Genomic DNA, 22,357 nt, shown 5'->3' with positions numbered 1-22,357 from the left:
ATCTGTTATCACTGCAGCATTGCTTCTTTTTTCTTCTGTTCCGCAATCTTCTCATGAATGTTGGTATTATACAGCCTGTACAAATCTGTATCCTTACTAATCTGATTATCAAACGGAATCACCACCGAGCCACACTTGATAAGTCCCATTCCCGATGCGGTATTGGTTACAAATCTAAGCTGTGCCTCTGATACTCCGATAACCTCTGCCATCTTGGAACTGTCTGTATTCGCCTGCTTTAAAAGTGCCACAAACTCTGAGTTTGCAAGCATTGTGGTTCTTATATGTAAGAAGTACCTATGAATTAGAACTCTTATCTTAATATATATCTTTGAAATATATACAAAGATGTATGTATGCGTGATTCCTATGAATCCCCATTACGCCCGCATACTCGGAACTACCATCTAGTCGCATATGCGTTCACGATACACTAATTATTAATCAGCATAATCTCCTCTTTTGCCTTCTGAGGATAAGGACTTTGACACCCTTTGTGGTTTATTATCCATCCGCCATATATCTTTCCCTGCTCGCTATGCACCTTCATCTCTCGATCCATCAATTCTCATCACGTAAGCTATGACTGATATTTGTCAGGAACTACACCGGATTTTTACCAGAAGAAATTACTTTCTTTTACAGTAGTTGAATATTCAGTAGTATGCGATATTCTTACGAACATCGTAAACATATCTTAATACACTAGATACATATTGTCGGTAACATCATATGCACTAAATTAATAAATTTAGTAACCTATTATGATTTTTATGCATGCATATAAGTTCTCTTTTGTGAACTTGTATTTTAATTATAACTTCTGAAAAATTATCGTCAAGAAAAAGTTCCTTTTTGTGTTCTTTTTGTGCTATCATATAATATGTATTTAATGTTTTTATTTGTGGAGGTTATTCAATGGAAGATATAGAAAGATCAAATCTAGCTAGAACAATAAAAAAATATAGAAAAGATCGAAAACTTACTATGGAGCAATTAAGTGAAAAAAGTGGAATAAATTTATCAACATTAAAGAAATATGAAACTGATAATAGAAATCCTAAACTAGAACAACTCTCTAAAATTGCAGAAGCGTTAGAAGTAAGTGTATTTGAATTTTTAGACATAGAGGTAAAATCTGTAAACGATATTATATCTCTTGTTAATAAAATGAATATTGCTACTGATATTGATTGGGATATTGATAATGATAAAGTATGTATTTCTTTTAAGAATAAAGAAATCAATAATTGTTTAAAAGAATACGCTGTAGATTACAAAAAAGACAATATATTAATTGAAAAAACAGAAACTAATTATGAATCTACACTTACAAGACTTATGCTTATAAATGACAAGCTCAGATAAAAATAAATCATTGCAACAGTGACCAAATTCTCGTGCAAGCGCGGATATTAACTCGTTGCTCACATAAATACAAAAATAAAATCCTGGTTTCACTTCGTATAACTTGCCATCAACCTTAAGACTAACCTCACATAACGCTATGCATCCACGCTTAATACGTATGCCTTTTCTCCTTTCAGCTGCCTGGACTGCCATATTTCCACCATACTTTCCATCACCAGCAACCGGCTTGTTTAATATAATCTTATCTTTATCTCGTATACTATATCCATCTTAACTAATAATTCCAATACTCTTAATCCACTTTGTAAAAAGTACTTTCCACTCACCAGTCTGTGCAAAATCATCACCACAGCCATAACCATGGCCACCTGTTCTGAATATATGAAGTTCAGCACTTACCCCGGCTTTTCTTGCTGCCATATAAAAGCCCACACTGTTCTCAGACAATGTTGTTCTGTCATCATCCGTTTCACATATAAATACTGGCGGCATATCCGGTCTTACAAGCTTATCCGGATTATACTTATGCAGTATCTTTGCCTTACTGTCACTGATTCTCTCAAGCACCTGTTCCTCAGACATATATCTTTTGCCTGCTTCAATACAATCGTCAATACTTATAACCGGATATGAACAAACAGCAAAATCTGGTCTTGCTGATAGTTTATCATATTCATCCTTATACTTATAATCCGCATACACATCACTTTCATACGCTGTTGATAATAACGCTGCCATAAAGCCTCCTGCTGAAAAGCCCATGACGCCTATCTTAGCTTCATCTATACCGAATTCCTGCGCCCTTCCTCTTATAACTCTCATTGCGCGCATAGCATCTATAAGTGGGACATCCTCTGCATTATCATGTTCATCTGATGGAAGTCTGCATTCAAGAACAAATGCAGCTATTCCCATACTATTAAGCCACTTTGCAACATCTTCACCTTCAAAGTTGTATACAAGGCGTCTGAACGCACCTCCTGGAATAATCAATACTGCCGGAATCCTTTGTCTGTCTGTACTGTTACCAATACCATCAGGTATATAAGGAACAATATCCGGATCTGTAATGTTCTGCACTATATGCTTTACTCTTCCATCAGGCATATCTTCAGTGTAATATTTTCTTGTAAGCTTAAAGTTCTGCGAACCCGGAGCCCCATGCTCAAACAGCCTTATCTTGTTTACTGGTGTCTTAAACACCTCATTCTGCGTATCTGTCATATCTACTCATCCCTGCTCTCAAGAAACAAAAGCTTATTAGCCTGTATGCTCAGCTCATCATAATGCATAAGCATATCACTCTCATCATATTCTTCTGAAATCACTTTATAGCCTTCAAACCTTATAAGATTCTTGAAATATTCTTCCACATCTGCTGTCTGCTTAACAACAACCTCACTGAATGCCACTCCCTCTTCTGACTCCTGAAAATCTGGTCTGTAAAGAAGCTCACCGGTAATTATATTTTCTTTATCGGCTACAAATACAGCTTTGGCATAATATTTGTTACTGTCCGTTGTCGCAAGACGTATTCTTCTTGGTGGTGCCATCGTCTTATCATTCATGGCATTCGCTTTCCTGACTTCTTCTGAATCAAAATATTCCTTTTCAATTATCATATTTAACCTTCTTTCTGTCATATAAATCACTCATAGTTTTACAATATCCAAAACAGGACGATATATTTAAGGTTCTTATGGATATATGTTCTAAACAGGCTTTTGTATCAGGGGAAACTATTTTTCCATTTTTTAGCCCCTAAAAATGGAATTTATTTTTTCACTTTCTTTTCCCCAGTTTTGCATTAAATAAATTCATTTTCTTCTTTTCACCTTGCTTCTTTTTGAAAAAATTATATTTCCTTTTTTATGAAGAATTTCGGAAAATTAGATTTGCGTGATACAAAGAAGTAATTATCTACCACTATGCTAACTCACATAGTGCTAAACGTCAATTATTTCTTACCATTATATTTCATCTGGTCTGACTTCTGTTGAATTAACTTCACACACCATCTGCATCATATAATTTTTATTCATATCACCATTATCAGGAACTAATATAAGTTCGTGTATGCTGCTTGGTAAAACATATAGCCCTTTACAATTATTAAAGCCAGCTAATTATGAGATATCAAAAACAAGGAAATACAAGCATGATATTGGAAAGATAGAAAACATGGAATACGATAAAATATCCGATTTTTATACATGTAAGAATAACTGGAAACTTACAGTATCACATATAAGACACAATAAAACTAAAACAGGACATGCAGTTCAGAAGATACCTAAGCAAAGGGATTGCGAATGTACTCGCTTAAAGTACTCTTTTAGCAATTGCAAGAAACATAAATAAACTTCATAATAAGATTCAGAACGGGAAGACAGGAACACATTTATTTCCTTTAAAAAGTGCCTGAATTTAGAAATATCAAAATAAAAATTTTAAAAACCTATATAGGTTTATTAAAGTACGCCAATTTTTGGAACATCCCATTCATTTTAATAAATAGTAACTTATCACCAGTAAACAAGCAACTTAAAGCCACTTTTATCTGGTTCAGTTTTTAAGCAGTTTGGTTCAGTTTTGGTTCAGATAAAAAACCAAACTGTACTAGTTTACACCAATTTACATTAAGTATTAGTATATACATTTTTTGCCAAACCGCTTAAATACTGCATTCTAATTTCAAGCAATTATACTATTCGTATGATTACATTCTGTCGTGGAATGTTCTAGTAATAACTGTTGCAAGTGGTAATAATCTGCTCTTTAATATGCTGATAGCATCTTCACTTATAAGTCTTGCACCACTTGTCGCCACCATAACTGGATCAACAACTATATTTCCTGCTTTATACTCTGTAAGCTTATCTGCTATTACCTGAATCAGTTCACCTGAAGCAACCATTCCTGTCTTGACAGCATCCGGATATATATCTGTAAATATACCATCCAGCTGCTCTGCTAAAAACTTAGGAGATACCTCCATTATATCTGTTACACCAGTAGTGTTCTGTGCAGTCAGGGCTGTGATTGCACTCATCGCATATACACGATTAGCTGTCATTGTCTTTATATCTGCCTGTATTCCGGCACCTTTTTAGTCTTTATATAATCTATGAGCCCCGCCTGTTCAAGCTTTTTCCTTAATCTTGTAACATTAACAGTCAACATGTTATCATCTGCTATTTTAACATCATATCCCCATTTTAATAACTGTTCACATACATTATCAGCTATAATCCTGTCATCCTCAACTATTAATATTTTATACATAGACTCACCCTGCTTCAATGTGCTTCATTATTGTATTATTATTTACAAGCTATTACGTTAAGTATATATTCATACATTCTCTTAGTTGAAGATATGCTTAAGTGTTCCTCAGTTGTATGAATATCAAAAATATCAGGTCCCATTGATATGCAGTCAAGTCCTTCTATTTTGCCTGCAAGTATACCACATTCAACACCTGCATGAATAGCCTCGATAGTTGGCTTTTTACCATACATCTGTTCAAATATCCTTACCATGTCATCACGCAGCTTAGAATCCTTCTTATATTCCCATGCTGGATATTCACCTGTAAATTCAGCATTTGCCCTGAATGCTTCACTAATGAATTTGATCTGGCTCTTAAGATTCTTTAAAGCAGCCCCTACAGAACTTCTAAGTGAGAATCTAAGACATATACCTGATTCATCTAGTGAAATCACACCAAGATTAAGCGAAGTTTCCACAAGATTATCTATATCCTGGCTCATTCTCATTATTCCGTTAGGTAATGCCTGTATAAGTGAAACTGCCTTTGTGCTATCTTCATATGTTACTGCCTCTGTGCTGCAACCCTCTGATATATCTACAACACACTTTAAGTCTGCATCAGATGTAGCAAACTCTTCTTTTATCTCTTTTGCTGCATTCTCAATAGCTGCTTTAACCTCTGCTGTCTTGTCTGCTGCTACAATAATCTCAGCCATACATTCTCTTGGAATAGCGTTATCCTTTCTTCCACCGTTAAACGCTGCAAGATATACATTATTGTCTGTGATAACATCCCTTAATATTCTTGACATAAGAACATTCGCATTACCTCTGCCTTTATCTATTTCGACACCTGAATGGCCTCCTGTCAGTCCTGATAAAGTAATACTAAGCTTTGTTCCAGTAACCTTATTTTTATCAAGCTTTAGTGTAACTCTGCTACTGCAGCCACCTGCACAGCTTGCAAGCATGATTCCTTCTTCTTCACTATCCATATTAAGAAGCTTTTTGCCCTTTAACATAGATACATCTATGGAAGAAGCACCTTCCATGCCTACTTCCTCAGATACTGTACACACGAACTCAAGACGTGGATGTGCGATACTGTCGTCATCAAGTATTGCAAGTGCATAGGCAACAGCTATTCCATCATCACCACCAAGCGTTGTTCCCTTAGCAGATATGAAATCACCATTTACCTCAAGATCCAGTCCATCCTCATCCATATTCTTATCACAATCAGGTGTCTTCTCGCATACCATATCCATATGTCCCTGAAGTATTATAGGTGCTGCATCCTCATAACCCTTTGAGGCTTCCTTTATTATGATTACATTGTTAAGTGAATCCTGATAATATTCAAGCTTTCTTTCCTTAGCGAAATCAACAAGATAATTGCTGATTTTTTCTTCCTTATATGATGGATGTGGGATATTACATATATCCTCAAAAAAAGAAAATACATTTTTAGGTTCTAATTCAGATAATACTCTCATAACACTGTCTCCTTTAAAATATTTATAATCTACAAATCTATTTTATTCATTTGTTTATCTGCTTATTTATCTTGTTCATATATACAATAAACTGATTCTTATGAAGCAGCTTTATAAAATAACACAATCTCTCATACAGCGGCTCCGCTTTATCTCCAAAATGCTCTTTCACAAGCTGTCCTATATCATAAATACTTCTTACACCATCTATGCTATGCCATACAAATGTACCGAAATCATCTAGTTCGATGTAACTATATCTGGGCTTTCGTGCAATAAGCTGCGCTATTCTGTTAAAAATCCCCTTATTGTGTACTTTGACTTCTACATGACCTTTTTTGTTTTCCCTGCATTCGAACAACGAATTATGCTTTGGAACATAGTCTAAGTAATTATCCTTCTGCTTAGCCATAAATCAAGCCTTCTCCTTTAATCCTAGAAAATAAAAATCTGCCGGCAAAATAACCGGCAGACTCATTGTAACATATTATTTATTATTTTGTCTTCTTTTCTTTTTTGTTAATAAATGCTACTAATGTTGCAACAAGACATGCAAAGAATACAAGTCCTCCAATATTACCAAGATTAATAATCTTTGATATATTAATAGCATCGCCAAGAGTATCTGCACCAATAGGAATAATAGCGAATACCGCTAAAAGGATACCAACCAGTCCTTCACCGGCAATAAGACCTGATGAATAAAGTATTCCCTGATTAACCTTAGCCTTACGCTCTTCTTCTGTAATACCTTTCTTCTTATCAAAGTAAAGTCTTACAAGTCCACCAACCATAATAGGTGTACTTAAATAGATTGGAAGATAAAGTCCTACTGCAAATGGAAGCACAGGTATCTGAAGAATCTCAACTACTATTGCAATTGCAACTCCTGCAAATACAAGTGACCATGGAAGGCTGTTACCCATAACACCTTCAACAACCATCTTCATAAGAGTTGCCTGTGGTGCTGGTAATTCTGTTGAACCATAGCCCCATGCTGCATTAAGTAAATAAAGTACTCCACCAACTGTAATAGCTGATACAGCTACACCAATAAGTTCACCAGCCTGCTGCTTGTAAGGTGTTGCACCTACTATATAACCTGTCTTTAAATCCTGTGATGTATCTCCTGCTATAGCAGCAATTATACATATTACAGAACCAATACTTATAGCCGCAACCATACCCTTCATTCCAACAGTACCTGTTGCCTTAAGAATCGCTGATGAAATAAGAAGTGTCGCAATAGCCATACCTGATACAGGGTTATTGGAACTACCTACTAATCCAACCATACGAGATGATACTGTTGCAAAAAAGAAACCAAATATGATAATGATAATTGCACTAAGAAGATTTACAGGAATAGCTGGGATTAACCACATAATAATAGCAAGTACTCCGATTCCTAATACAACAAACATCATAGGAATATCCTTAGTTAATCTTGATTCTACTCCATCTGCCTTCTTACCATATCCCTTAAGTGCCTGCTTAAATGTCCTTACAATAAGTGGTAATGACTTAATCAAGCTTATAATACCACCAGCTGCAACTGCACCGGCTCCAATATAACGTACATAATTAGACCATATCTGTGATGGATTCATCTGTGAAACTGGAATAAGTGCTGGTCCAATGATATTATCTCCACCGAATAATGCGATTAATGGCATAATCATAAACCATGCAACAGAACCACCTGCAAGAAGGTATGATGATACCTTAGGTCCACATATATAACCAACTCCTAAAAGTGCAGGTAATACATCTGCACCTACTGCTGAACCCTTATATGGTTTAATTGTAAAATCAACCTCACTTGGGAACACCTTAAGTCCATCTGCTATAAACTTATAAACAGCAGCAATACCAAGACCTGCAAATACTGTGCCAGCCTTAGCACCACCTTCTTCACCTGCAACTAATACCTCAGCACATGCCTGTCCTTCTGGATAAGGTAACACACCATGCTCCTGGACTATCAATGCACTACGAAGTGGAATCATGAATAATACTCCAAGGAAACCACCGATTAATGCAATAAGCGCTATCTCAACTAAAGAAGGCATAACTGTACCTTCCTCCTGCGCCCACATAAATAATGCTGGAAGTGTAAATATAGCACCTGCTGCAACCGATTCACCAGCAGAGCCAATAGTCTGGACCATGTTATTCTCTAATATGGAATCTCTTCTTAATATAAAGCGGATAATTCCCATTGAGATAACCGCTGCTGGTATGGATGCAGAAACTGTCATACCAACTCTAAGTCCTAAATATGCGTTAGCACCGCCAAATAATATAGCTAATAAAGCACCTATAATAACAGATGTAACTGTTAACTCAGGCATAACCTTATCAGCTGGAATATAAGGCTTGAACTCTTTCTTTTCGTTCATACTCTTTCTCTCTTTCTTAATATTCTTATGCAAAAAACGTACATAATATAATATTATTAAAAAAATATGAAAATGTCAAATATCTTTCAGATGTAAATTGTAAACCGTAAATAGTAAACATAGCTTTATTCCTATGCAATTCCTGCAATCAGAACTTTGCAAATATATTAGTACTATTCTTAAGATTCTGGGCAACACTCTTGTTTTCTATCATTTTATTGCTGATATTGACTATATCCTCAACAAGATCCTGTGTGCTTATTCTTCAAATTTCACATCCTGAAGATTATCTCTTTGAGCTGTAATTCCATCTGCACACCACTCATAGGTATTTGTAAATATCTCTGGTGTATGAACCGTTTCAAAAAGATAAGTTCCATCTGCATTTCCATAATTGCCAAGAACTTCAAGTAGTTTCTGAATTCCTGCTCCAATACTCTCTCTATTTTCGGCTTTGTCAATTTCTTTTAAAATCCGCAGAATATCTCCTTCTCCTGCAAGGATATTGTAGTTCTGCCTATTCAATATCCTCTTTCCATAAATAGATGTTCATATCAAGGCTCATCGCATATCCCCTGTCTGTGGAGAATTTTGTCGAATGAAAAGAATCATCCTTGTACATCTGCAAAAATTCTCTTGTGGTTTATTATCCATCCGCTATAATAACTTACCTTGCCGCTAAGCACCTTCATCTCTCGATCCATCAATTCTCATCGCGAAGCACTGACTGATATCTGTCGGGTAATATACCGGATTTTTACCAGAAGAATAGAAGTCAAATCTATAAGTGACATAATTTCACTGGTAAATAAAATGAACAATGCTACTGAAATTGAATGGGATATAGATAATGAAAAGGTAAGTATTTCATTTAAAAACGAGAATATAAACAATAGTCTCAAAGATTACGCCTTAGATTATAGATGTAAAGATATTAATATAGAAAATGAATCTTCTGATTCTGAAGCAACTTTAATCAGACTTATGCTTATTAACAACAGTCTAAAGTAATTACTAACTATTTATTTTCTATATAATTTCTTACAACAACATATATTTTAATTAAACTTGTCGCAAAATATTAATTTGCATATATCATGTCTTCAAGCCAAATTTGATGTCGTGAAAATTTAACAGCTAATAAAAAAAATAGAGTGCAGATTCTAACTGAATCTGCACTCCTTTTTTGTTCAGATTATAAATGGTGCTTTTTATATCTTATTATATCTTGTTATAACTTAATATCGACTTTTCCCAGTTTTCATGCATCTTTGCAGACATTATAGCTGGTCCAGTTTTTTCTCGATTTGGTCCAGATTTGGTCCAGTTTATAAATGAAAATATACTATTTTATGGTAATTTACATTAAACTGATTTTTCTTCAAATCTCTCAAACCCGCATAAACACTGTATTATAAAATCTGAAAAAACTCAAAAACAGCAATTACATTCTATCATGGAATGTTCTGCTGATAACATCCATCTGCTGTTCCTTTGTAAGGTCGATGAACTTAACAGCGTATCCAGATACACGAATTGTGAAGTTAGCGTACTCTGGCTTTTCTGGATGCTCCATAGCATCAAGAAGCTTATCCTTACCAAATACGTTAACGTTAAGGTGATGAGCACCCTGATCGAAATATCCGTCCATTACGTTAACAAGGTTGTTAACTCTCTCTGAATCATCATGTCCAAGAGCATCTGGGTTCATTGTCTGTGTATTAGAGATACCATCAAGAGCCCACTCATATGGAAGCTTTGTAAGAGAGTTAAGTGAAGCAAGAAGTCCGTTCTGCTCTGCACCATAGCTTGGGTTTGCACCTGGAGCAAGTGGTGTACCAGCCTTACGTCCATCTGGCATGTTACCTGTAAACTTACCATATACTACATTAGATGTAATTGTAAGGATAGATGTTGTTGGCTCAGAATTTCTGTAAGTATGTCTCTTCTTAATCTTGTCAAGGAATGACTTAAGAAGCCATACAGCGATATCATCAGCTCTGTCATCATCATTACCATATTTAGGGAAGTCTCCCTCTGTCTTAAATGCCATAGCGATACCTGTCTCAGGATCTCTCTCTGATACAGTAACCTTAGCATACTTAATAGCTGAAAGTGAATCTACTACATGTGAGAATCCTGCAATACCTGTTGCAAATGTTCTCTTAACATCTGTATCGATAAGAGCCATCTCAGCAGCTTCATAGTAGTACTTATCATGCATATAATGGATAAGGTTAAGTACATTAACATAAAGATCTGCTAACCAATCCATCATCTTATCAAACTTAGCAACAACTTCATCATATTCAAGAACATCTGAAGTAACTGGCTTATAAGCTGGTCCAACCTGAACCTTAGACTTCATATCTACACCACCATTGATAGCGTAAAGTAAGCACTTAGCAAGGTTAGCTCTAGCTCCGAAGAACTGCATTTCCTTACCTGTCTGTGTAGCAGATACACAACAGCAGATTGAATAATCATCTCCCCATGTTACCTTCATAACATCATCATTCTCATACTGGATAGAAGATGTTGTAACTGAGATATGAGCAGCATACTTCTTGAAGTTCTCAGGAAGTCTTGATGAATATAATACTGTAAGGTTTGGTTCTGGTGAAGGTCCCATGTTCTCAAGAGTATGAAGGAATCTGTAATCGTTCTTAGTAACCATAGAACGTCCATCGATACCTGTACCACCAACCTCAAGAGTAGCCCATGTAGGATCTCCTGAGAATAATTCATTGTATGATGTAATTCTTGCGAACTTAACCATTCTGCACTTCATAACAAAATGATCGATAAGTTCCTGTGCCTCAGCCTCTGTAATCTTACCAGCTTCAAGATCCTTATTGATATAGATATCAAGGAATGTAGAAACACGACCTACTGACATAGCAGCACCGTTCTGTGTCTTGATAGCAGCAAGGTAACCAAAGTATAACCACTGAACAGCTTCCTTAGCTGTTGTAGCTGGCTCAGAAATATCATAGCCATATGCAGCAGCCATAGCCTTCATTCCCTTAAGAGCATTAATCTGATCTGTAAGCTCTTCTCTCAACTGGATAACATCGTTAGTCATAACTCCGCATCCACAGTTAGCCTTATCCTCTTCCTTGCACTTAATAAGATAATCAATACCATAAAGAGCAACTCTTCTGTAATCACCTACGATACGTCCACGACCATATGTGTCTGGAAGACCTGTGATGATATGAGATCTTCTTGCAGCTCTCATCTCTGGTGTATAGGCATCGAATACACCCTGGTTATGTGTCTTATGATATTCTGTGAAAACCTTGTGTAATTCAGGATCTGGTGTATAACCATAGTTCTCGCAAGATTCCTCAGCCATCTTAATACCACCATATGGCATAAATGCTCTCTTAAGTGGCTTATCTGTCTGAAGACCCACTACCTGCTCGAGATCCTTCATTGATTCATCTATATATCCTGGGCCATAAGCTGTAAGACCTGTAACTACCTTAGTTTCCATGTCTAAAACTCCGCCCTTAGCTCTCTCTTCCTTCTGAAGCTCCTGTAATTTTCCCCAAAGCTTATTAGTTGCTTCTGTTGGACCTGCAAGGAAACTCTCATCTCCATCATAAGGTGTGTAATTGTTCTGAATGAAATCTCTTACATTGATTTCTTCTTTCCAAAGTCTTCCCTTGAATCCAGCCCACTGTGTCTTCTCAACCATTTGAATTGATCCTCCTTAAATATAATATATTTCAATGTACATTTTAAGAAAAATGTATTTCTTTTTGTACACTGTATACAATCTTAGTCAAAATAAAAATTGCCATGCATTATAGGATACTTATTGTTCCTATAAATATACATTGACAAATCCATAACAATTTGACCATGATTACTCTAACATGCTTCTGATAATAAATCAATAGGTTTAACAAGAGTATTTAATTTTGTACAATTTAAGGGGAATATCGTGAAATATTCCCCCTTTATAAATGCAGTATTCATCAGTACTTCAGGCTGTATTAATGTTATTTACCAATAAATTCCATTACCTGTCCTTCACTTATAAAACCAACACTCTTTGCCACACACTCACCGCTCTTAAATAAAAGTAATGTAGGGATTGACATAATATTATATTTCTCTGCAACTGATGATTCCTCATCCACATTAATCTTTACAATCTGAACATCATCCACCTTAGCTGCAACCTGTTCAAGAACTGGTCCTAACATCTTGCATGGTCCGCACCAGTCTGCCCAGAAATCCACAAGAACCGGCTTATCCGCTTTAAGTACCTCATTATTGAATTCACTTGCTTTTACATGTTTGATTTCCATATCTTATCTCCTTTATCTTTAATAATTATTATTTCATATTTCTCCGCATATATTCAAATTTTTCTCTTCTCATCTCCACAAGCATCTGCTTAATATTCCACTTTCTATTAGTATCTGTCAATACTGCCTTAAATGATACATCAAAACTCTTCTGTCTCATTTCAAAGAGAAGCTTATCCATATGCTTATCTGTCACGTCACAGAATATAACAAGACTCTCTTTATTTTCTTGTGGCTGATATCCCTCTGCATCTGATAATGATATGCCTCTTACATCATCTGCAATTTCTGCCAGAGTCCGGTCTGTATCCGACTCATTAATGAATCCGCTTATAATTCTCATATTAGATGCTGCTTTAATGATATGCTGAGGGTTCTTAACATTATATAACAATATCTTTTCCAACATTAATTATCCTTCTTTGCCTTTCTGTTAGCAATAATTTCTTTGATTTCATTAATAGATTCTTTATGTACTCTCGAAACAGCATTAGGATTTCTCTTAATAATACTTGTAATATGGCTGTATCTTCTATCAGCTCTCTCAGATAACTGTCTTCTTTCTTCAGCCACTGCTGCCATGAATTGTTCCTTTTTCTTATTAAATTCTTCTTCTGCAAATGTGGCCGTAATCTCCATTCTTCTGGCATACATCTGAAGCTGTTCATTCTCTTTCGTAAATTTTTCAAGTGTCGCCTTAAGGTCCATAGCCTCATTAATTGAAACAGCAAAATCTGCTGCCATGTATATTGCCAGAACTACTGCAATAATATCTGCTATTGTTCTTGGAATCATAAGTACTGCTGCTTCGATGGGCTTGTGTATTACACACACAAGCAAAATAGAGAATGCTCCCCATGCAAGTGATATAAAGAAACATATATGCCCTTTAAAATTAAGTGGAAGATTGCTGTAATCCCAGTATCTTACACCAAAAAGCTTCTCCATGCAGCAGCCTGTGCAGAATTCAAGTATTGTAGATGATACCATTCCTAGAAGAAAGACCAGTGGAACAATATCTTTCACTGCAATCGTACTAATCAATATTACAATTGCCCCTGAACCATATATTGGCAGGAATGGACCATGCAGGAAACCTCTGTTTACCCACTTATGTTTCCTCACAGAAACGTAACAGCATTCCCATATCCAACCTAAAAAACAATATATAAAGAAAAAAATAAGCCATTGCGATACAGCGTAATATCTCATAAGCATACCTCCATATTTAATCAAATGAGAATATGCTATATATACCTACTTCAGAGTTTCACAGAATTTATTAATAATAAGTGCTCTTCTGTTTCTGCTGATTTCAATATATTTGCCATTTCCCACTTTTGCAAGATTCTTCTTAATGTTAGTTATATAAGATATATTAATAAGCACTGACTGATTAATATAATGAAATCCTTCTGTAATAAGTACTCTGTAGATTTCTACAAGACTACAATACAATTCAATTTCACCAGACTCGCGTGAATGCATAGTAACTCTTCTGCCACCTCTTGCAAAATACATTATGTCCGCAACTCTCTCCTTATACACCTTTCTTGAAGATTGGTATACAAAATAACTTTCATTATCAATCTTAATTAGTTTTATCTCCAAGTAAATTTTCTCCTCTCATATATAATTCTTGCATGCCCTTCTAATTATATATGATATACAAAATATTTCAATGGAATAATTGCGCATCACTATACACAATTTGGTCGAATTTTATTATCTCTGATAAACTATCTTTCCTGAAGATATAGTATAATGTATTTTACCTGGTAATTCCCATCCGATAAAAGGACTATTAGATGCCTTTGATGCAAAATCTTCTTTCCTTACGGTCCATAGTTCTTTTTCTCCAAAGATAACTAAATCTGCTGCTGCTCCTTTAGTAATACTTCCCGGTATCATACGATAGAATTCAGCAGGATTCTTACTCATTAATTCCATAAGCTTCATTAAAGATATATGTCCCGGTTCTACCAGTGATTTGATTCCAAGTGCCAGAGATGTCTCCAGACCTGTAATTCCACTAGGTGCATTTTCTAATGGTCTGGCCTTCTCTTCATCACTATGTGGTGCATGATCTGTCACTATCATATCAATCGTACCATCTTTAATACCTTCAATTATCTTAATTCTGTCTTCTTCCGTTCTTAATGGCGGATTCATTCTGGCATTAGTTCCATACTTAAGTACCGCATCTTCTGTAAGAGTAAAATGATGTGGAGTTGCTTCAGCATGCACATCAGCACCAAGCTTCTTGGCAGTTCTGACAATTTCCACTGAATTTCCTGAGCTAATATGCTGTATACATACCGATGCTCCTGTATGCAATGCAAGAATACAATCTCTTGCAACCATAACATCTTCTGCTGTAGCAGATGCACCTCCATATTCAAGCTGTTCAGCAACTTTTCCCTGATTAACTCCTGGTCTTATTATAAACTCTGGATCCTCTTCATGAAGACTGATTGGTAAATCCAACTCTGCTGCCTTCTTCATGGCCTCTACAAGAACATGTTCATTCATAATCGGAATTCCATCATCTGTAAATCCAACAGCTCCCGCATTAGCAAGTGCTTCCATATCTACAAGTTCAACACCTTTTAATTCCTTAGTTACAGACGCTGTCTGCAAAACATGAATTCCTGTTGTCTCACCTTTTTTCTGAATATACTCAAGTGTTTCAATATTATCAACTGCTGGTTTAGTATTAGCCATGCAGACTACACTTGTAAAACCACCTTTTGCTGCTGCTGCTGCTCCAGTAATAATATCCTCTTTATAAGTAAATCCTGGATCTCTGAAATGTACATGTGTATCCATAAGTCCTGGTGCAACAATAAGTCCCTCTGCATTAATTACTTTTGCACCTTCCATAACATTAAGATTATATCCAGTTTCCTCAATTATATTATTCTTAATAATGATATCCATAATCTCATCTGTTTTACTGACAGGATCTACAACTCTTCCACCTTTGATTATAATCACCGATGTATCTTTCGCATTATTATCATCATTATCCTGTATCTCCGTACTTTCTAATACTCCTATATCCTCTAATTTTGTTCCACATTCAGAACAGAATAAGGCATCTGAATTATTAGAAAACCCACACTTATTGCATCTCTTTTTAATTTCTGTCTGCTCATTTTTTACAGAAAATTGCATTGCAGACTCCAATCTAGAACCACATCCAATGCAAAATACTGCATCGGGTGTTGTACTACGCATTCCGCATACCGGACATATCTTATCATCTCCACCACTCACACATCCTGTATTCTGTATATCAGTCTGCATCTGCACTGGAGCTGTATACATAACAGGTGGCGCTTGATGTGTAAACTGTACTGTTTCTGGTTGCTGTGTCTGTACAACATGTACCTGTGGCTGCATACTCTCTCTGTTTACTGCGGGTACATCTATAGAATCAGCATATTCACCAAGTATATTCCATGTCATATTCTCTGGCTGTTTAAGGAGTTCCTTTAACCTTACCATAAATGAAACATCTGAATTCATAGGTGTTCTTATCATTCTGAGTATCTCATCAAGAAAAACATTATAAAATTCACCATTATTGTAACCTGTAGCTGGATAATACAAATATAAAGCCTTTCCCGTAGCAGATTCAATTAATACAGTATCAAGTGAAACCATGACATTACCATATTCCATATTATATGCTGACATACCCGACAACGCATTGACACTGCTCTTCATAAATACAGAAAAAGTATGCTGGTCTATAACCCTGTTTTTAAAAAACTCTTTAGCTGTCTCATATCCCGCTGTTCCATACTCTGCTGTAAATCCATTATTATCTGACACTATATGAAAAGGGAGAAATCCTTCTACAGCTGTATTTGAAAGTAATTCAGCCATATTCTGATTAAGCTGTTCATCTTTTGTACTCTTAACCTTAACACTCACCTGATTATTCTTGGAAACAACCTTTACTTTTCCCATAAATACATCCTCTCTTCCTGTTATCTGACTTATTATAGATATATTTCGTATTATACATCACAATTGCTTTATATGTCACTCAAAAGAAACTATCTTTGCCTTTCTGCTTATTATTCCATTAATATACACAAGAACATGCTCCTTATAGGTTATTGAATCTCTTGCGTACATAAATGGTTCTTCTCTATAAAGCAGACACTTATATCCCTGTTTCTCATATTCATTCAGATTTGCTATTGCTTTTGCATGTATCACATTATGAATTTCCTGTTCTTCTCTTGAAAAAATTCTCTGTGGATAACCTGATGCCGCTTCCCTCAAATCTGCTATTATTGCATCCACAAACACAGCATGTTTCCTCATTCCAAACATTGCCGCCAGCTGTATACTTCTTAACCCTGAAGTTTTCTTCTTATAAGCTTTAAGTTTTCTTCTTATCGAATTATCTTCAACTCTCTCAGCTATATCTATAAGATAATCTACAGCCTCTTCATAAACACAATCTGGGCATGAAACATAATACTGGTCTGGCACAGACTGAAATCTCTTAATTGGAGGAAAATCCGCCAGTTTCATAAGCACACGTTCAGCATCATTGCATACCTCTTCTCCAAGATATCTATACTTGTCTCTTATATCAGCAAGCTGATATTCAAGCTGGCGTAAATATTCATATCCTTTTATCCAGAAATGCCCCATGCTGCCATAATTAAATAAATATGTTCTTAATTCCAGTCTGCTGAATTTTATTGTAAATATATTCTTATTCCCCTGATTAACTATAAGCATATATCCATCTTTTAACATCTGCACAGATGGTATCTGTTCCTCATCCACATCAATATAATTTCCAGTCATAACTGAATCTTTAAATACAAGAAAGCTCTCCACTGCATCATTCATAAGATAAGCAACAACCCAGTCCTTCTCCCCTTCCATATGAACAGGACAGAATACATTAAGTTCAAATACCTGTGAAAGCTTAACAAACGCATCATAATCAGAATCACGCACGTCATTAAGCATATCATTTTTATTATCTTCTGATACATAATCCACAATTTTACTCATCAATTACACATCCCTTAACATAAAGAATTGCGTGTTACTGAAACTCTGTTACATGCTTTCTCATCCACACTGGCATAAGATTTCTCTGACATTCAGGATTATAGCGTTGTTTAATTGCTATAGTCTCAAAAAAGATTTTCCACATATCTGTATATTCATCATTCACATCTTCTGTCTTTGCCAGAACTGACATATCATAATCTGTAAAATATCTTATATACATCTGCCCATCAGTAGTATGAACTACAGACTTTTTTCTGTTATCATCAATTATAAGCCAGTTCTCAGAAGGCATTCTGTCAGCAAAATGTAAAGAAACTTCATATATAACATCGCTTTCTGGTTCAAGATGACACACATATACTTTGTTACCAATTGAATTAAACCTTGCAAACTCCATAAAATATCTTGTCTCGTGCAAAACCTTCCTGCGTATATCCTTAATTCTCATAACATCAGAGTCATTTCTCATAAATGTTATATCTGATCCAATCTTAAACCCTTTTATCAGAAACCTATAGGCTGTATCTAATGCATCCTGTTCTGACGATAAACATGCATAATACACACATGCATATGCCTCTTCAGATATCTTATGTTTTATCGAGCGCACTACTTTCTTATACTCTTCTTCATTATACTCAACATATATATATTCGTCGAATAAAGAAATCTGTTCTTCTCCACGCTTTTCAAGTCTAACACATCCATGGCCTACTTTCAAAGCCTTCTCCCATGCATGATATATACAACACATCATATCTTCAAATGTATTCTCGCATGTAAATATATACATAAACAGACCTCCATATAAAAACTCTTCATTACATCCATCATATATACCAACACTTTTTATTCAAAAAGTGAAAGCTGCTGATACTTTTCATTCTGATGCGTAATCTCCCAGTTCTCCTTGTGATTATCATCAGTCAGACATTCCGTTATATATGACTCCTCTATTGGTATTCTATACATCATTCTTCCATTACATGTTATAAAATAATGTGCTCGCTTAAGTACTACACCAATCTTCTTTAATATATCAAAATCAAGCTTCGCATATCTTCTTGTCTCCACTATTCGTCTGGCAGACTTAGGACCAATTCCAGGAATTCTTAAAAGCATATCATATGATGCATTCTGTACTTCGACAGGAAACTGTCCAAGATGTCTTATTGCCCAGTCACACTTTGGATCAAGCTGTTCATTAAAATTAGGTCTGCTCTCTGACAATAATTCATCTGCCTGAAATCCATAGAACCTAAGAAGCCAGTCTGCCTGATATAACCTGTGTTCTCTTAATAGTGGAACATCTGCATCCAGCTGTGGCAATGCAGAATCCTCATTAAGTGGTATATAAGCAGAATAAAATACTCTTTTAAGATCATAATTCTTATATAAATGCTGCGTCGTTCTGATAAGCGTAAGATCAGTTTCCGGTGTCGCACCTATTATCATCTGTGTACTCTGCCCTGCAGGCGCAAATGGACGCTTTACACACATATCTTTAGAAACCGCTGGAAGCGATAACTTATCTCCTGATTCCAACGCTGTTCTCTGTGTTCCTGATAATGCTGCTTGACCGTTATCCGTCCCGTTCTGGTTGAATATGCTTCCTGTCAAATATCTGTTAATGCTGCTTCTTTCCATTCGTGCATCTTTTCCCAATGCCAGTCTGTTAGCCGCAATTGTACCTGTAATCTTTTCCATAGGCTCAAGAATAGTCTTAAAACTCTTATTAGGAGCAAGCTTAGAAAGACTCTGTGCTGTAGGCAGTTCCAGATTAATACTTACCCTGTCTGCAAGATACCCAGCCCTTGAAAGCAGCTCATCTGGTGCTCCCGGTATAGCCTTAACATGTATATAACCATTAAATCTATACTTAGTCCGTAAAAGCATCAGTGTTTCACATATTCTTTCCATAGTATATGACGGATTCTTCAAAACCCCAGAGCTTAAGAATAATCCTTCAATATAATTACGCTTATAAAACTCTATAACAAGCCTGCATAATTCATCAGGTGTAAATGTAGCCCGCGGCACATCATTAGAGCATCGGTTCATGCAGTATTTGCAATCATACACACAATGATTAGTCATTAAAACCTTTAGAAGCGAAATGCACCTGCCATCAGCACCAAAGCTATGACATACACCGCATGCCACGCTGTTCCCAAGGAAGCCTTTCTTTCCCTTCCTGTCTACTCCACTTGATGTACATGCAACATCATACTTGGCAGCATCTGCCAGAATTTCTAATTTCTCCATAGTTGTAAGATCTGAATGTAATTCGAACATATGTTTATTATAGAAACATATGTTCGGTATGTCAAGCATTTTAATCAAAAAAAATAGAGCCATACCTTATCAGTATGGCTCCGTCTTTTTCAGAACAAATGCATCAACTATTTTCTTTACTGTGGCAATTTCTTCCGAACTGCACATCTTCAATTCATCAATTATATCTATACTTGCTCTATTTCCACGCATATTTCCTAACATCAGATAATCTGGCGTTACATTAAGATAATTACATATATCTACAAACAAAGTTATGCTGCAATTGGTTCTTCCACCTTCAATATTAGAAAGATATGTCTGCGACACACCCAGCTCTTTAGCCATTTCCGTCTGTTTTATACGCATTTCCTTTCTTCTCTGCTTAAGTCTGGGTCCAATATTTATAATTCGTTCTTTCATAACTTCCTCACACGAACTCTTTCAAATTATTGATAAAATTCATTATTATTTCCTGATCTTTCTGAGACATGCTGTCAAATATATAATCAAGAAGCCGGCCTCTGACATCATACAGATTTAAATACATAGATGGGACATAACCATACAAATCGTAAAGTCTTATAAGAACCATTGCATCCGGAAGTTCCTTATTATTCTCAATTTTGCTGTATTTAAATCTTGATATTCCCAGATTATCTGATATAACCTGTTGGTCAGTTATACCATTGACATCTCTAATACATTTTAACATAGAATCCTTAGTTGAATCCTTGTCAATAGATTTAAGCAGTCTGATATACTTTACAGTATCATCTGAAAAATCAGCTATCTTCTTCTCACACATATAAAGAATATGCTCACTCACAACGCCTCTTACATATTCCTTCTTTGATTCTTCACCAAATGTCTCTATTTCTGAAGAAATCACATACCTGCATGGCTTTTCATCGACATCAACTAACATCTTGTCAATATCCGCCCCTGAATCAGAAAATTTTCTGAGGTCAATGCCTGACACCATGCTCCTTCCCGCTTCCCTGTTAGAATACTCTGGTGTAGTCATGCCAACCCGCACAGCCATTTTCGCCTGATCGTAGTCCATTAATTTTCTATATATGCTCATTCTTTTGCAAAATGCTTTGTAACGATCTGTATACTCCATAGCAACCCCTGTACATTAGTATGATTACTATTAAATTTTAGTATACGCACATTCCGCACATATATAGCGTTTGTTGCGAATTAGATTAGTGCAAATGTTTATGTGCAATTAATGATAACATCTTGATTTTATCATATCGGAATAAATTTCTTAGTGTATAGAATAATATTTGTGACAGATAATAAAAATGTTGCATAATATCGCAAAAATACATTTAAGACATTCAAAAGTACAGTTGAGACATAAGCCATTTAAAAATATTTTATATCAAATATAATTAATAATATCTTAATGAAGGAGGAAAATGTTATGAAGAAAACAATTAAGTCTGCATTAAGCAAAGGCGTTTCTGCCATGCTTAACCGCACTTTAACTTCTGGTGCTAATGCTTCATCAAGCTACTTTTTAAATCAGCCTGTTGAACCAACATCATTAAAGAAGTTTAAGAAGACAAGATAATGGTAGAGAAACTTTCTCGCCACATAGCTTTATGGCTTATAAAATCAGGTATACTTGAGAATGATGACATTGATTTATACATATACGCAATACAATATTTATTATTGATTATTAATCCGACAATTATTTTCACAGCGTATTGTATAGCCACTCATAATATAACGATTGGACTAATTGAAGTATTTTCGTTTTTGCTCATAAGAAAATATTGTGGTGGTTATCATTGTCAGTCTTCTACGGCATGCCTGATTTTTTCTGTCATAATACTTATTGCAATTGCATGGCTTTCCTCCTTCATTAAGCCATCATTATATATGTTTATTGCGCTTATAATTGCTGACGCGGAATTAATTATTAAAGGTCCTGTAATATCTGTTAATCACTCAGTATCAGACTCAGAGAAAAAATATTATCACCGATGCCTTATCGGTATACTGGCTGTTTTTAACATTATTATTATCACAGCAACTGCCTCACACCTGTATAGGACAGCAAGCTGCATATCAATTGTAATTATTTTCTGCTTTATTTCACATATTGCATGTATGACAGAAAAAAACAGGAAGCTGTACTATTAATTCA

23 protein-coding genes and 3 pseudogenes are annotated in these 22,357 nt (G+C 35.5%); 5 read left to right on the top strand and 21 right to left on the bottom strand.

Annotated features, from left to right (window positions below; genetic code table 11):
- Positions 1-8 precede the first annotated feature (8 nt).
- A pseudogene (locus tag GKE48_RS06910) lies at positions 9-278 on the bottom strand (VirB4-like conjugal transfer ATPase, CD1110 family); the annotation flags it as partial.
- 640 nt (positions 279-918) lie between these two features.
- On the opposite strand from GKE48_RS06910, the gene GKE48_RS06905 reads away from it, so the two are divergent.
- On the top strand, positions 919-1,368 hold the full coding sequence (locus tag GKE48_RS06905) for a helix-turn-helix domain-containing protein (RefSeq protein WP_055213918.1): 450 nt from the start codon (positions 919-921) through the stop codon (positions 1,366-1,368).
- A gap of 273 nt (positions 1,369-1,641) precedes the next feature.
- On the opposite strand, the gene GKE48_RS06900 is transcribed toward GKE48_RS06905, so the two are convergent.
- The 3 genes from GKE48_RS06900 to GKE48_RS15170 form a co-directional block, all read right to left on the bottom strand.
- On the bottom strand, positions 1,642-2,595 hold the full coding sequence (locus tag GKE48_RS06900) for an alpha/beta hydrolase (protein ID WP_055213919.1): 954 nt from the start codon (positions 2,593-2,595) through the stop codon (positions 1,642-1,644).
- A 2-nt stretch (positions 2,596-2,597) separates the two neighbouring features.
- On the bottom strand, positions 2,598-2,993 hold the full coding sequence (locus GKE48_RS06895; protein ID WP_022098338.1) for a hypothetical protein: 396 nt from the start codon (positions 2,991-2,993) through the stop codon (positions 2,598-2,600).
- A 348-nt stretch (positions 2,994-3,341) separates the two neighbouring features.
- Positions 3,342-3,413 (bottom strand): hypothetical protein, encoded by a 72-nt coding sequence (locus GKE48_RS15170; protein WP_416388734.1) that lies wholly within the window; start codon positions 3,411-3,413, stop codon positions 3,342-3,344.
- A gap of 61 nt (positions 3,414-3,474) precedes the next feature.
- Between GKE48_RS15170 and GKE48_RS15085 the strand changes: the two are divergent.
- Positions 3,475-3,796, top strand: a pseudogene (locus GKE48_RS15085) (IS5/IS1182 family transposase); the annotation flags it as partial.
- A gap of 318 nt (positions 3,797-4,114) precedes the next feature.
- On the opposite strand, the pseudogene thiD reads toward GKE48_RS15085, so the two are convergent.
- The 6 genes and pseudogenes from thiD to GKE48_RS06860 form a co-directional block, all read right to left on the bottom strand.
- A pseudogene (thiD, locus tag GKE48_RS06885) lies at positions 4,115-4,468 on the bottom strand (bifunctional hydroxymethylpyrimidine kinase/phosphomethylpyrimidine kinase); the annotation flags it as partial.
- The gene (locus GKE48_RS14945; RefSeq protein WP_154300729.1) at positions 4,453-4,656 is read right to left on the bottom strand and encodes a winged helix-turn-helix domain-containing protein; all 204 of its coding nucleotides are present in this window, start codon (positions 4,654-4,656) and stop codon (positions 4,453-4,455) included. The gene GKE48_RS14945 and the pseudogene thiD, both read right to left, overlap by 16 nt.
- Before the next feature lie 38 nt (positions 4,657-4,694).
- Positions 4,695-6,140 (bottom strand): aminoacyl-histidine dipeptidase, encoded by a 1,446-nt coding sequence (locus GKE48_RS06875; protein WP_119226215.1) that lies wholly within the window; start codon positions 6,138-6,140, stop codon positions 4,695-4,697.
- 46 nt (positions 6,141-6,186) lie between these two features.
- A complete protein-coding gene (locus GKE48_RS06870) occupies positions 6,187-6,552 on the bottom strand; it encodes a PqqD family protein (RefSeq protein WP_012740332.1) in 366 nt (121 codons plus the stop codon).
- A gap of 82 nt (positions 6,553-6,634) precedes the next feature.
- The gene (locus GKE48_RS06865; RefSeq protein WP_022098341.1) at positions 6,635-8,542 is read right to left on the bottom strand and encodes an OPT family oligopeptide transporter; all 1,908 of its coding nucleotides are present in this window, start codon (positions 8,540-8,542) and stop codon (positions 6,635-6,637) included.
- 258 nt (positions 8,543-8,800) lie between these two features.
- Complete coding sequence (locus tag GKE48_RS06860) at positions 8,801-9,067, bottom strand: hypothetical protein (RefSeq protein ID WP_022098342.1); 267 nt, start codon at positions 9,065-9,067, stop codon at positions 8,801-8,803.
- Between the two features lie 288 nt (positions 9,068-9,355).
- Here GKE48_RS06860 and GKE48_RS14540 point away from each other — a divergent pair, with 288 nt between their 5' ends.
- On the top strand, positions 9,356-9,553 hold the full coding sequence (locus tag GKE48_RS14540) for a hypothetical protein (protein ID WP_194173943.1): 198 nt from the start codon (positions 9,356-9,358) through the stop codon (positions 9,551-9,553).
- A 433-nt stretch (positions 9,554-9,986) separates the two neighbouring features.
- Here GKE48_RS14540 and pflB read toward each other — a convergent pair whose 3' ends face one another.
- The 11 genes from pflB to GKE48_RS06805 form a co-directional block, all read right to left on the bottom strand.
- Positions 9,987-12,245, bottom strand: a complete 2,259-nt coding sequence (gene pflB / locus GKE48_RS06855) for a formate C-acetyltransferase (protein WP_022098343.1) — start codon at positions 12,243-12,245, stop codon at positions 9,987-9,989.
- 307 nt (positions 12,246-12,552) lie between these two features.
- Positions 12,553-12,864 (bottom strand): thioredoxin, encoded by a 312-nt coding sequence (gene trxA, locus GKE48_RS06850; protein WP_012740337.1) that lies wholly within the window; start codon positions 12,862-12,864, stop codon positions 12,553-12,555.
- A gap of 28 nt (positions 12,865-12,892) precedes the next feature.
- Positions 12,893-13,273 carry a DUF3783 domain-containing protein gene (locus GKE48_RS06845; RefSeq protein WP_154300728.1) on the bottom strand — a complete coding sequence of 127 codons (381 nt, stop codon included), beginning with the start codon at positions 13,271-13,273 and terminating at the stop codon, positions 12,893-12,895.
- On the bottom strand, positions 13,273-14,076 hold the full coding sequence (locus GKE48_RS06840; RefSeq protein ID WP_022098346.1) for a putative ABC transporter permease: 804 nt from the start codon (positions 14,074-14,076) through the stop codon (positions 13,273-13,275). The genes GKE48_RS06845 and GKE48_RS06840 overlap by 1 nt, the downstream gene beginning before the upstream one ends.
- A gap of 45 nt (positions 14,077-14,121) precedes the next feature.
- Complete coding sequence (locus GKE48_RS06835) at positions 14,122-14,475, bottom strand: LytTR family transcriptional regulator DNA-binding domain-containing protein (protein ID WP_022098347.1); 354 nt, start codon at positions 14,473-14,475, stop codon at positions 14,122-14,124.
- 114 nt (positions 14,476-14,589) lie between these two features.
- A complete protein-coding gene (locus tag GKE48_RS15165; protein WP_154300727.1) occupies positions 14,590-16,842 on the bottom strand; it encodes a dihydroorotase in 2,253 nt (750 codons plus the stop codon).
- A gap of 75 nt (positions 16,843-16,917) precedes the next feature.
- Entirely contained in the window at positions 16,918-17,913 is a 996-nt protein-coding gene (locus GKE48_RS06825; RefSeq protein WP_243138461.1) for a DUF3878 family protein, read from the bottom strand.
- A 34-nt stretch (positions 17,914-17,947) separates the two neighbouring features.
- Complete coding sequence (locus GKE48_RS06820) at positions 17,948-18,709, bottom strand: TIGR03915 family putative DNA repair protein (protein ID WP_154300726.1); 762 nt, start codon at positions 18,707-18,709, stop codon at positions 17,948-17,950.
- Between the two features lie 56 nt (positions 18,710-18,765).
- Entirely contained in the window at positions 18,766-20,211 is a 1,446-nt protein-coding gene (locus GKE48_RS06815) for a putative DNA modification/repair radical SAM protein (protein WP_055287929.1), read from the bottom strand.
- A 69-nt stretch (positions 20,212-20,280) separates the two neighbouring features.
- Entirely contained in the window at positions 20,281-20,613 is a 333-nt protein-coding gene (locus GKE48_RS06810; protein ID WP_022098352.1) for a helix-turn-helix domain-containing protein, read from the bottom strand.
- Between the two features lie 7 nt (positions 20,614-20,620).
- Entirely contained in the window at positions 20,621-21,316 is a 696-nt protein-coding gene (locus GKE48_RS06805) for a helix-turn-helix domain-containing protein (RefSeq protein ID WP_022098353.1), read from the bottom strand.
- 309 nt (positions 21,317-21,625) lie between these two features.
- On the opposite strand from GKE48_RS06805, the gene GKE48_RS06800 reads away from it, so the two are divergent.
- Together GKE48_RS06800 and GKE48_RS06795 are read left to right on the top strand one after the other, a co-directional pair.
- Positions 21,626-21,775 (top strand): AgrD family cyclic lactone autoinducer peptide, encoded by a 150-nt coding sequence (locus tag GKE48_RS06800; RefSeq protein ID WP_119218719.1) that lies wholly within the window; start codon positions 21,626-21,628, stop codon positions 21,773-21,775.
- Positions 21,775-22,353 (top strand): accessory gene regulator B family protein, encoded by a 579-nt coding sequence (locus GKE48_RS06795; protein WP_154300725.1) that lies wholly within the window; start codon positions 21,775-21,777, stop codon positions 22,351-22,353. The genes GKE48_RS06800 and GKE48_RS06795 overlap by 1 nt, the downstream gene beginning before the upstream one ends.
- Positions 22,354-22,357 lie beyond the last annotated feature (4 nt).

Origin of the sequence: Lachnospira eligens (genome assembly GCF_009680455.1) — a bacterium.
GTDB lineage: Bacteria > Bacillota > Clostridia > Lachnospirales > Lachnospiraceae > Lachnospira > Lachnospira eligens_A.
The sequence above is the reverse complement of the archived record's forward strand: the minus strand, read 5'-3'. Positions and strand labels throughout refer to the sequence as shown.